Here is a 12,131-nt window from a genome sequence, read left to right as displayed (position 1 = left end):
CGGGAGGAAATTACTCCCGGGCCCTTCTTCCATGGGAGGAAGCTCAGGGAGCTGTTCGGGGTTCCCGGGCGAACTCCGTGAGGCTCGTGGAGACGGGTTCCGGACGGCCGTTGTTCTGCGTGGGCGCGGCGGTCAGCACGTCGAGGTGCTGATAGCCGTCTGCGACCACGGGATCGAGGTCGGCGGGGACGCGGCCCGCCAGCAGTCCGTCGCCCGCGAGGACGGTGAGCGTCGGGTCGGCGGTGAGCCCGTCGGGGTGCACGATGAGCCGCTTCACCTGCGGGGAGGTGGCCAGTTCGAGGTCGGTGATCAGCTTGGTCGGGAAGTACTGCTCGGTGAAGTCGAGCGGCTGCGCGGCGAGACTGCGGGCCAGTTCCTGGATGTCGGTGACCTCCTTGGCCGCCCCGGTGAACGGCGTCCCGTCGGCCGACCGGTACCCGGGGTCGTCGGCATCGCCGACGCGGTCGTAGTTCCGCCAGGTGTAGAGCGGCCCGTGCGGCCGGTCCGGGATGGCCTTGTACGCGGTGCCGAACAGTCCCGGCTGCTCCTCACCGCCGTTGGCGACGGGGAAGCTCTTGTCCACGATCGGACCGCCGTCGAAGAACCCCACGCTGCTCTGCAGGAACGCCAGCGGTACGGAGTTGTCGTCCAGCAGCGCGCCGAGGACCGTCTCGTTGGTGAGCCGGAAGTCCTTCACCGCCGGGGAGCCCGTGAGGAAGGCGGCGGCGTCCTTGGCGAACAGGAAGCGGTTGGTCGCCTCGATGTTGAGATTGGCGGGCAGATAGGACGGCAGGTCGGCCTCGCCGTCCGGGTCCTGGATCGCGCCGACGCCCGCGATGGCCAGCAGGGTCATCGTCTCGGCGTTGAGCAGGACCGGCGCGGACAGTGAGCGCGGCAGCAGTCCGCTGTCGAGCCCGGCCTGCACGACGCCGTAACCGAGGCCGATGTCGGGCAGGTTGGTGTCGTCCGGGATGCTGCCGCTCAGGTCGGCGAGCGAGGTGGAGACGGTCGTGTCGAGGGCGAAGTAGCCCGCGCACTGGCGGTGTCCGGCGTCGGCGGTGGTGGCGGGGTCGCCGTCGAAGTCGGCGACCGCGAAGTACCCGGTGATCACACCGCCCAGGGAGTGCCCGCCGCACAGCACCTTCCGCTCGCGCAGTCCCTGGTCCGGCAACTCGGCGGTGAGCAGGGTGTACTGGTCGCGGACGGTCTGCTCGATGCCGAGCTTCGACAGCCACCCGAGCTTGTCGTTGCCGGCGAACCCGGCGAACGTACGGCCCGCGACCTGCTTGCCCCGGTAGTAGTAGTCGACGGCCGCGTGCTGGTCCCCGGAGTCGATGCCGGTGTGGTCCTCCATACAGTTGGAGCGCCGGTCCAGGGCCCAGAACTCGATGTGCAGGCCGCGTTCGGCAGCGCGCGCCACGGTGTTGCGGGCGACGCTATCGAAGGCTCCGGCGCCCTCCAGGATGCCCGGCTGGGCGACGAGGATCCGGTCGGCGTCGGCCGATTCCGTGGGTCCGCCGGAGGAGCGGTAGCGCAGGTACGACAGCCAGTCGCACGCCGCCGGCCTGGCCCCGAAGGATGTCGGCAGCGGCGCTTTCACCCGGACCACCGTCTCGGTCACTCCGGCGACCGCCGTGTTCGAGGACGCCACGGGGGCTTCGGTGCGTGTGCTCTCGCCGTGCGCCTCCGGGGCCACCACGGTGAGCGTGCCGGTGGTGAGCAGCACCGCGAGCGCGGTGCCGCTCACCCTCCTGGCGGACTTCCCTCTGCTGCGACTCGTATCCATAGCCGGACCGTAGGACCGCGCGGACCACGCGCTCAGGCGGTGCTCACAAGAACGCAGCTCCCGGTGGCACCTTTGTCATCAGGCACCAACCGGCTTTCTCCTGCCGTCTACAGTCCGTCGTTCTTCATGGCGGCGACGATCCGGACGTGGCGGTCGGCGGCGGTGCCGGACCACTCGTTCTCGTAGTTCAGACCGTAGGGCCAGAAGTGACCGCCGCCGGTGGACAGTTTGGCGCTGGAGCCGTCGAACTGCCGTACCAGCGCGGTGGCCTGGGAGCCGGTCCAGGTGCCGCTGCCGCCCAGGGAGGACCAGCCCGAGCTGGTGCCCACGCCTATGGTGTGGGCGATCTCGTGCAGGGCGGTCCGTTCGGTCATGTAGCTGCGGTTGCTGCCGAAGCGGATGGTCCCGTTGAGGCTGCCGTCCGCGGTGGGCACACCGGGTTCGTAGCGGACGGTGATGGTCTTGCCGAGGTCGCTGAGGTTGTTGTAGCGGGACACGGCGGCGTTCATGGCCGTGGTGATCAGGTTGTAGGCACTCTGCTGGTCCGCCGTGGGGTTGCTCGCCCGAACGAGGGACCAGGTGATGGTGGCCGCCGCGGCCCGCTCCCCGGCCACCGGGCCGGTCTGCGGGGCTGCCTGCGCGATGCCGGGTACTGCCAGCATCGCGGCTGCCAGGGCGGCCACAACCGCCTTTTTGTGCCAAGTGGCTCGCTGTGAACTCATGGGGGCTCCTGTGGGGGGATGAGCCGTCGGATTGGGGGACGACGGCGTCCTGAAAGCGCTTTCCCAGGTTGCCGGGAGGCTAGCCAGATGTTTCGGGCGCGTCAACGAACTGCGCCAAGTCCCTCCATCACAACGGACCTTGCACACCATCTTGACGTGTTCATTTTTGTCATCAAGCATGCCGTCAGCTCGATTCCTTCTGTTCGGTTCTGTTCGCCTCCTTGTTGTGGAAGGGAGTGCCGTGTCCTCTCGGCACCGCCATCGCATCGCCCGGGCCCTGGCCCCGACGGTCCCCCTGGTACTCGGCGCGGGTCTCCTGGTCCCACAACCCGCGGCGAGCGCGGAAGCGGCGGCGCAGAGCACGGTCACCGTGCGGATCGACCCGTCGTACCAGCAGCAGGAGTTCGAGGGCTGGGGAACGAGCCTCGTCTGGTTCGCCAACGCGACGGGCGGCTATCCGGAACCCGTCCGAAGACAGCTGGTGGACATGCTGTTCGGTGAGGACGGGCTCGATCTCAACATCGCGCGCTACAACATCGGCGGCGGCAACGCCCCGGGCGTCCGCACCGACTACATGAAGGCCGGCGCGACCATGGAGGGCTTCTGGAAGGCCCCCGCGGGCACCACCCAGAAGGACATGGACTGGTGGGACCCGAACGACCCGGAGGACTGGAACTGGGACGCCGACGCGAACCAGCGCTGGTGGGTGGACCAGATCAAGGACAAGGTCACCACCTGGGAGGCGTTCAGCAACTCGCCGCCCTGGTTCCAGACGGTCAGCGGGTACGTCTCCGGGGGCTTCGACTCGAACGCGGACCAGATCCGCGCCGACCGTGTCGACGAGTTCGCCGCCTATCTGGTGCGGGTGACCGAGGAGATGGAGAAGCGGCACGGCATCGAGTTCGACACCATCGACCCGCTGAACGAGCCCAACACCAACTACTGGGGAACCCAGTTGGGTGCCGACGGTCAGCCCACGGGCGGCCGTCAGGAAGGCGCGCACGCCGGGCCCGCGCTCCAGCAGAAGGTCGTCCTGGCCCTGGACAAGGCACTTGCCGGAGCGAGCACCGACGCGGCGATCTCCGCGATGGACGAGACCAACCCGAGCATCTTCACCCAGAACTGGAACGCGTACAGCGCCGAGGCCCGGGCCGCCGTCGACCAGCTCAACGTGCACACCTACGGCACCGGAATGCGCACCAGCGCCCGGGACATCGCCAAGGGCGCCGACCGGAAACTGTGGATGAGCGAGGTCGAAGGCACCTGGGGTACCGGGACCGACTTCACGAGCATGGAACCGGGGCTCGGCATCGCCACCCGGATGGTCGACGACATGCGTGAACTGGAGCCCTCCGCCTGGGTGTTCTGGCAGCCGATCGAGGACTCGATCCCCCAGGCGGCGGCCGGCAAGAACTGGGGCAGCATCCACGTCCCGTTCAACTGCACCGCGACGGACACCCTGGAGACCTGCCCGATCAAGGCCAACTCCAAGTTCCACACCATCCGCAACTTCACCCACTACATCCGCCCCGGCGACCACTTCGTGAAGACCGACGACGCGTCCACCGTCGCCGCCGTGAAGGCGTCCGGCCGTGCGGCGACGGCGGTCCACGTGAACAGCGGCACGACCGCGCGTTCCGTGACCCTCGACCTCTCACGCTTCGGCAAGGTCTCGCGGAAGGCGTCCGTGACGCCCGTGGTGACGAGCGCCGACGGCGCGCTGGTGCGGGGCACTCCGGTGCGGGTGACCGACCGGTCGGCGACGCTCACCGTCCCGGCGAAGTCGGTCACGACCTTCCTGGTCGAGGGTGTCGCCGGAGTGGCGAAGGACGCCGCCCTGGTCCAGCCCGGGCACGTCTACCGCCTCCAGGGCACCCAGAGCGGCAAGTCGCTGACCCCGTCGGACGACGGCACCGGCGTCGTCATCCGCACCACCGACGCAGCCGACTCCCAACAGCTTTGGTCCGTGCGGCAGTTGACGCCCGGAACCGAGAACCGCGAACGCTACGCCCTCACCAGCGCCACCACCGGCAAGCGGCTCGCCGTGCGTGACAACGCGGCCGTCCTGGAGACCCCGGACCCGGCGGCCGGTGAGCCCGACAGCGGCGCCCAGTGGATCCTGTCGACCACCGGCGACGGCACCTGGACGTTCGTCAACGCCGCCACCGGCCGCCTGCTCGACGTCACCGGTCAGTCCTCGGCGGACGGCGCGAAGGTGTCGACGTACACACCGACCTCGGCGTCGAACCAGCGCTGGTCGGTGCCCGACGAGACGGTACTGCGCACGGAGCCCGCGACGACGTTCACCGTCCCCGGGCTGCGGCCCGAACTGCCGAGGACGGTGACGCCGGTGTTCCGCGACGGCGCCCGCGGCACCCTCCCCGTCGTGTGGGACCTGCCGTCGGACCGGGCCTGGCGCAAGGCCGGGACCGTGCGGGTCCAGGGTGAGGCGACCGACGCGCTCGGGCGCACGATCCCCGCGAAGGCGGTCGTCACCGTCGACACGATCGCCTCGACCCTGCCCGGCCGGGCCAAGACGTACGTGGGCGGGCAGCCGGAGTTGCCCGGCACGGTGGCCGGCATCGGCGCGCACGGCGGCCGGACCGACCTTCCGGTCACCTGGGACGCGGCGCCCGAGGGGGCGTTCGGCGCGACCGGAACCGTCACCCTGCACGGCGTCGCCCGGATCGTCGGCGGCACCACGGCCGACGCGGCCGTACGCGTCCAGGTCACGGCACCGGTGACGGCGAACATCGCGCCCGACCCGGACGTCTCCGTCGCCGCCACGTTCACCGAGAGCGGGTACTCGGCGGAGCGCCTGCGCAACGGCGACCTGACCGAGAAGGCATGGTCGAACTGGAAGTCGGGGAACACCAAGAACCCCTCCGACACCATCACCTGCACACTGCCGAAGGCCCGCGACCTGAGCAGGGTCGTCGCGCACTTCTACCGGGACGGGTCCAACGCGTCCTTCCCCGCGAGCCTCAAGGTGCAGGTGCGGGCGGCCGGCGGCGACACCTGGACCGACGCGAGCGGCACCGTCCCGGTCGGGACCGAGGGCGCGCCGGTGATCGACGTACCGCTGACGGCGGGGCCCGCTGCCGGGGTGCGGGTGGTCATGACGGCACGTCAGGGCGGCTACATCACCATGAGCGAGCTCGAGGTGTACGCCAAGTCGCCCGGTGTCTCGGCGGATTCGGCCGCCGCGTCGATCGAGGTGGCCGGCGTGCCGGTGGCGTCCTTCGACCCGGGGACGACCGACTACCGGGTCAGGACCGGCGATCCGGCGCGGGCCGAGGTCACGGCGACGGCTCGCGACCCCTATGCGAACATCACGGTCGAGAAGGTCCACGAGCACGGCCGGACGCAGGCCGTCGTCACGGTGACCGGTGAGGACGGGACGCGGACGACGACGTACCGGATCACACTCGTACGACGCTGACGGCACGCTCCGGAGGGAGGGGAACCGTTGCCCGGTTCCCCTCCCTCCGGCCGTCAGCGCCTCAGGTTCGCCCGGACGGAGGCGGCGACGACCGCGTCCCGCTCGGCCCGGCTGAACAGGCCCTGGGACAGCCAGGTGTCGGCGAGGACCCGGACCGCGTCCAGGAAGGCACCCTGGGTGGCGAAGGGTGCCCGCGCCCAGAGCACGTCGAGGAAGGTCTGGCCGTCCGTGCGGGCGCGATTGGGTACGCCGGAGGTGGCCGTGCCGAACACGACGACGGGCTCGGAGCGTCTGAAGTAGGCGTGGTAGCGGGCGGTGTCCGCGATGTGGAAGGGCGCCAGGACCAGGCCGTGTGTGGTGAAGTGCAGCGGGCGGCCCTCGGGTCTGACCGAGGCGGCGAGGTCGCCCTGCAGGGTGAAGTCCTTGTAGAAGGAGAAGGTACGGAAGGTCGTGGCCTGGCTCCGGGCGACCAGCAGGACCGGGCCGTGGAACAGCGACTGGACCGTGGGGTCGTCCGGGGCCCGTTCGACGCGCAGCCGGTACGGGGTGGAGACGGTGATCCGGTCACCGCCCTGCCAGTTCCTGCTCAGGGTGAGGTAGCTGCCGGGCACGGCCACGGCCGGCTGCGGAACCCCGTTGACCGTGACGGTGAAGCCTCCCGTGGCCCACGACGGCACCCGGAGCTTGAGGTCGAAACTGCCGCCGCCCTCGCGCAACGTCAGGGTGCGCACACCCTCGGCCGGGTAGTCGCTCGTCTGGTCGATGACGAGGCCCCGCTCGGGCCAGCGCAGGGTGGAGGCGAGGTAGAGGTTGACGTACAGCGTGTTGCCGTCGGCGGAGCGGAAATACACCGAGTCCTGGTACTTGGTGTGGTTCTCCATCCCGGTGCCACCGCAACAGGTACCGGTGTTGTCGTACTCGCGCACGACTCCCGGGCCCATGCCGACGAAGTAGGTGACCTCCGGACTCGTCGTGCTGCGGGCGTCCCGGCGGGAGGCGAGGATGTGGTTGGTCAGGCCCCGTTCGTAGTAGTCCATATAGGCGGGGTCGGGGGTGTGGAAGAAGAGCTGCCGGCTCAGCTTCAGCATGTTGTACGTCGCGCAGGTCTCGGCGTTGTTGTCGGTGAGGGTCGCCGCTATCGCGTTCCGCGCGCGGAAGATCTCGCCCTGGCCGGTGCCGCCCAGGCTGTACGTCCGGGGGCCCGCGACCATGCCCCAGAAGTTGCGGGCGGCGTCGGCGTACCTGGCCGCACCGGTGTGGTCGAACAGCCTCATGTAGCCGGTGAACTGGGGGATGTGCTGGTTGGCGTGCCGGCCGTCGAGGATGTCGCGGTTGTCGGCGCAGGCGTCCAGTAACGCGGTGTTGTCGAAACAGCGGGCTGCGGCGAGGTGTTCCGCCCGGCCGGTGAGGACGTACAGGTCGGCCAGCACCTCGTTCATGCCGCCGTACTCGCCGGCGATGTAGATCGACCACATGCGGTCCAACTGCGTCTGGGGCAGGCGGCCGAGCCTGCTGTGCACCCAGTCGCCCATCTTCGAGGCGATCGTCAGGGCCTGCTGGTTGCCGGTGAGGGTGTGGGCGTCGAGGAGGCCGCGCAGGATCTTGTGGCAGGTGTAGTAGGGCGCCCAGATGGTGGGGTAGGTCGTGTAGCTCTCCAGCAGGATGAACTGTGTCTCCGGGTACGCGGCCAGGTATCCGGGGTGGCTGGGACGCGGCGATCCGTGGTCCGCCAGGGCCAGTTGGCACTCTCCGAGGGCGGTGACCAGGTAGTCCAGCCTGGTCTTCAGCGCGGCCTCCCGGGTGTCGGCGTACGCCTGCGCCACGAGGGTGAGGAAGTGACCGCCGAAGTGACCGCGCAGGTTGCCGTCGGCGGTCTCCCAGCCGCCGGGCGGCTGCGCACCCCGGGTGTCGAGGCCCGCGTTGGCCCGGAAGACGGCCAGGATGCGGTCGGCCGGGTAGGCCCTGGCGAACTCCAGCATCAGGTCGCGCTTGCGGCGGAACACGCCGTCGCCCAGGGTGACCTGGTCCAGGGGGAAGGGCTGTACGGACCAGGTGGCGGGCGGGGCGGCGACGGCGAGAGCGGTGTCCGACGCCGGCAGCGCGGGGAGAGCCGCGGCCGGCACCGCGTGCGCGAGCGGTGTGGCGGCCACGCCTCCGGCGGCAAGTCGCAACAGGGTTCGCCGGGTGGGCGGTTGGGTCATCTCGGGCTCCGATCGTGGGGTTCGGGGGCCTGGTCCGCGGTCGGCCGGATCACGTTTCCGCGGTCGGCAGCCAGACGCGCATCGTCGAAGGGCCGCGGTTCGCCCAGGAGTTGTAGGGGACGAGGACGATTCCCGCGGGCTCGGCGGTGGAAACGGTGGTTCGGTCCAGCGGCTGGTAGGGCCATGCGGGGTCGCCGGGACCGTCCTGTTCGACGAGTTCGCCCGGTGCGACCACGGTGCCGGTGCCCTCCGGCCCGTCCTCCGGCTCGGCGGACGGATCCACTCGTACGGCGTCCACCTCACGGCCGTCCGGCAGGTCCACGGACTCGGCACAGTAGACGAGCGGGCCGCGCTGGACGGCGACCGTGCCGCGTACGGCGTCGATGCGCGGGTCCGGGGCGATCCAGCGTGGCGCCACGGGAAGTTCGAGCCGGATCTCGTCACCGGGGAGGAAGAGCCGGGTGATCCCGGCCGTGCCCGGGTCGACCGTACGGCAGGTCCCGTCCGGGTCGACCAGGTAGGCGGTGGCGCCCTCCGTCCAGGCGGGGACGCGCAGCGACAGGGTCCAGGGGCGGGCCGGGGACGAGCGGTCGATCCGTACCGTCACGTTTCCGCCGGACGGGTAGTCGGTGCGGACGCGCAGGGCGATGTCCTGGCCGCCGGTGAGGGTCGTGGCGATCTCCGTGTCGGCGTACTGGTGGAGCTGGATGCCCTGGTCGTCGGCCGTGGCCAGATGGGCGGGGAGCTGGGCCAGGGTGCGGGCCACGTTCGTCGGGCAGCAGGACACCGCGAACCAGGGGGCGCGCAGGCTCGACTCGGCGCGCGGGCTCACCGCGTCGGCGGCGGGGGCGGGGCCCCGGTGGCGCCGGTGCAGGGTGTTGGCGTAGAAGAACGACCGGCCGTCCTCGGACGGGGAGGTGGCGACCACGTTGAACAGGGTCCGCTCGGCGAGGTCGGCGTAGCGCGGGTCGCCGGTGGCCAGGAGCAGCCGCCAGCCCAGCTGTACGGAGGCGACGCCGGCGCAGGTCTCCGAGTAGGCGCGGTCGGGCGGGAGGACGAAGTCGTCCCCGAAGGCCTCGTCCCGGTGGTGGGAGCCCATGCCACCGGTCAGATAGGTGCGCCGGGCGACCGCCGCCTCCCATTGCCGCCCGACCGCCGCGAGCAGTTCCTCGTCCCCGGTCTCCACTGCCACGTCGACCGCCCCGGACGCGAGATAGAGGGCGCGGACGGCGTGGCCGCGCAGCACCGTGGCCTCCCGCACCGGCAGGTCGTCCTGGTGGTAGACGCGGCCGAACTCGCCGTCGGCGAGGGTGCCGTGGCCGCGGCGGTCGATGAACAGGGCCGCCTGGTCGAGGTAGCGCTCCTCGCCGGTCAGCCGGGCCAGCTCCACGAGGGCCGTCTCGATCTCCGGGTGGCCGCAGACGCGCTCGATGCCGCCCCGGCCGAAGGTGGCGCAGATGTGGTCGGCGGCGCGTCGGGCGACCTTCGTCAGTTCGCCCTCGCCCTGGGCGCGGGCCTGGGCTACGCCCGCCTGGATCAGGTGCCCGTAGCAGTACAGTTCGTGACCCCATTCGAGGTCGCTGTAACGGGGCTGCTGTCCTGGGTGGCCGAAGGCGGTGTTCAGATAGCCGTCCGGTTCCTGGGCGGATGCGACGGCCTCGGCCAACGCGGCGACGTCCTGGTCGAGCGCGCCGCCGGTCCCGGCAGTGGTCTGCCAGGCCATCGCTTCGAGGAGCTTGTAGATCTCGGAGTCCGCGAACTCCCTTCCGCGCCGGTCCCGTTGGACTCGTCCCTCGGCGACGGCCCGGAAGTTGCCGGTCCAGCCGACGCGTTCCATCCAGTCACGGCAGTGGGCGAGGGTGGCGCCGGCGTTGACCTCCCGGCGCCGGGCCCAGAAACCGCCGGTGATCCTGACCTCGTCCAGGCCCAGCGGACGCAGTCGTCCCCGGGTCGGCGCCACGGGCAGCACGGTCGACAACTCTCGGTTATCGCTCACCAATTGATGCCTTTCATCCGGTTGGTCAGCCCTTCAGCGCGCCCGACATGAAGCCTCGTACGTAGTGCCGTTGCAGCAGCAGGAAGAGGAGGAGACAAGGCACGGCGAGGACCACCACACCGGCTTCGGTGGCGCCGTAGTCGACGGCGCCCATGCTCTGCTGCCGCAGATTGGCGACGGCCAGCGGCAGAGGTGCCTTCTCGCTGTCGGAGATGAGGATCAGCGGGGCGATGAAGTCGTTCCAGGCCGCGAGGAACGCGAACAGTCCGACGGTGATAAGCCCCGGTCGCACGGCGGGGAGCAGGATCCGGCGCAGTGCACCCGCCGTACCGCAGCCGTCGACGAGCGCCGACTCCTCCAGTTCGCGGGGTACCGCCTCGAAGGAGATCCGCATCATGAAGGTGGCGAACGGCAGTTGGAACATGGCCAGGACGAGGCTCAGCCCGACGAGCGAGTTCTGGAGCTGGAGCCGGCCGAGCAGGACGTAGAGGGGGATGAGGAGGGTGGCGTACGGGACCATGAGGATGGCCAGGGTCAGCAGGAACAGCAGGTTCTTGCCGGGGAAGTCGAAGCGGGCGAAGGCGTATCCGCCCAGCAGGGACACTCCGAGGGTCAGGGCGACGGTGAGCACGGAGACGACGGTGCTGTTGAGGAAGTACCGCCACAGGCCCGCGTCGTAGTCGAGGAGCGTCCGGTAGTTGCCGAGGCCGTAGCCGGACTCCTGTGCGGTACCGGGCTGGCCGCTGACCGAGGCCCAGGCGTTCCACACCAGGGGGAAGAGGAAGATGACGGCCAGTCCTCCGGCGACGACGTAGTAGGGCGTACGGCCGAGGGCGCGGGTCAGCACCGTGGTCTCCCTTCCGATGGCGTACCAGCTCTCATGACTCGTCGCCTCATGACTCGTCGCCTCATGACTCGTCGGCGCGGCGCAGGCCGCGGAACTGGAGGGCGTTGAGGAGGAGCAGGACGCCGAGCACGATCACCGAAAGGGCCGCCGCCGTACCGAGGTTCATCCGCTGGAAGGCCTCCCGGTAGATCAACTGGACGACGGTGACCGTGCTGTTGTCCGGTCCGCCCTTGGTGAGGACGAAGAACTGGTCGAAGGCGAGCAGGGATCCGGTCACGCAGAGCAGCAGTGTCAGCGCGAGGGACGGGCGCAGCAGCGGCAGTGTGATGGAGCGGAAGATCTGGCCCCGGTTCGCGCCGTCCATGCGGGCCGCCTCGAACACCTCGTGGGGGATGCGCTGGAGGCCCACGAGGAGGATCAGCATGTAGAACCCGGCGAACTTCCAGACGATGAGGAACACCGTCGACAGGAGGGCGGAGGTCGGGGTGCCGAGGAAGGACACGGGGTCGTCGACGAGGCCCAGGTCTTCGAGGATGCGGCTGAGGGGTCCGGTGGTGGGGCTGTACAGGCCCCAGAAGAGCAAGGACGCGGAGGCGAGTCCGAGGGCGCTGGGCAGGAAGTAGACGGTGCGGAAGAAGCCCGCCGCCGGGCGGGACTCCTGCACCAGCAGGGCGAGGAGGAGGGCCAGGCCGAGGAGGACGGCCGTGACGATCACCGTGTAGAGGAGCGTGAAGCGGACCGCCGGCCAGAACAGTGTGGTGTCGGTGGCGTCGGTGTAGTTCTCGGGGGCGTTGATCCCCCGGTCGCCTGCCAGGAGCGGCCAGTCGCTGAGGGACATCTGGCCGACGAGGAGTAGTGGGAGCAGGAAGAACACCGTGACGAACACGGCTGTGGGGGCGGCGTAGGCGAGGCCCTGTACTTTGCGCGACCTCCATCGGGGTGCGGCGGTACGAGACGGGGGGACCCGGGGTTCCGGCCGGATCCGGGGTTCGGCCGCCGTCGGGTCGGCCACCTTCACCTGCATGGCTCTCCTCTGCCGTGCGACGTGGACGTGGACGTGGGCCGGCTGTGCCGCTGAAAGGCAGGGGCGCAGCCCCGTCTTTCAGGGGCGCGGGGAACTGCGCGACCAGCCCCCAC

General features: G+C 70.3%; 7 protein-coding genes. 1 reads left to right on the top strand and 6 read right to left on the bottom strand.

All coding sequences use genetic code 11. The features are described from left to right. Positions 1-43 precede the first annotated feature (43 nt). Together OG595_RS37875 and OG595_RS37870 are read right to left on the bottom strand one after the other, a co-directional pair. Positions 44-1,786, bottom strand: coding sequence for a hypothetical protein (locus OG595_RS37875; protein ID WP_329280152.1), 1,743 nt, complete (start codon positions 1,784-1,786; stop codon positions 44-46). Positions 1,787-1,893: 107 nt separating this feature from the next. After that, the gene (locus OG595_RS37870; RefSeq protein WP_329280149.1) at positions 1,894-2,508 is read right to left on the bottom strand and encodes a hypothetical protein; all 615 of its coding nucleotides are present in this window, start codon (positions 2,506-2,508) and stop codon (positions 1,894-1,896) included. Between the two features lie 241 nt (positions 2,509-2,749). Between OG595_RS37870 and OG595_RS37865 the strand changes: the two genes are divergently transcribed. Next, complete coding sequence (locus OG595_RS37865) at positions 2,750-5,950, top strand: glycoside hydrolase (protein WP_329280148.1); 3,201 nt, start codon at positions 2,750-2,752, stop codon at positions 5,948-5,950. 53 nt (positions 5,951-6,003) lie between these two features. Here the strand turns inward: OG595_RS37865 and OG595_RS37860 are convergent, their stop codons facing one another. The 4 genes from OG595_RS37860 to OG595_RS37845 form a co-directional block, all read right to left on the bottom strand. Further along, positions 6,004-8,151, bottom strand: coding sequence for a beta-L-arabinofuranosidase domain-containing protein (locus OG595_RS37860; RefSeq protein ID WP_329280146.1), 2,148 nt, complete (start codon positions 8,149-8,151; stop codon positions 6,004-6,006). Positions 8,152-8,200: 49 nt separating this feature from the next. Then, positions 8,201-10,147, bottom strand: coding sequence for a glycoside hydrolase family 127 protein (locus OG595_RS37855; RefSeq protein ID WP_329280144.1), 1,947 nt, complete (start codon positions 10,145-10,147; stop codon positions 8,201-8,203). A gap of 25 nt (positions 10,148-10,172) precedes the next feature. Then, the gene (locus OG595_RS37850; protein WP_329280142.1) at positions 10,173-10,994 is read right to left on the bottom strand and encodes a carbohydrate ABC transporter permease; all 822 of its coding nucleotides are present in this window, start codon (positions 10,992-10,994) and stop codon (positions 10,173-10,175) included. Positions 10,995-11,055: 61 nt separating this feature from the next. Further along, positions 11,056-12,018 carry a carbohydrate ABC transporter permease gene (locus OG595_RS37845; RefSeq protein ID WP_329280141.1) on the bottom strand — a complete coding sequence of 321 codons (963 nt, stop codon included), beginning with the start codon at positions 12,016-12,018 and terminating at the stop codon, positions 11,056-11,058. Between the last annotated feature and the right edge of the window lie 113 nt (positions 12,019-12,131).

It is taken from the genome of Streptomyces sp. NBC_01451 (assembly GCF_036227485.1).
GTDB lineage: Bacteria > Actinomycetota > Actinomycetes > Streptomycetales > Streptomycetaceae > Streptomyces.
This window is presented reverse-complemented; position numbering and strand designations above follow the sequence as displayed.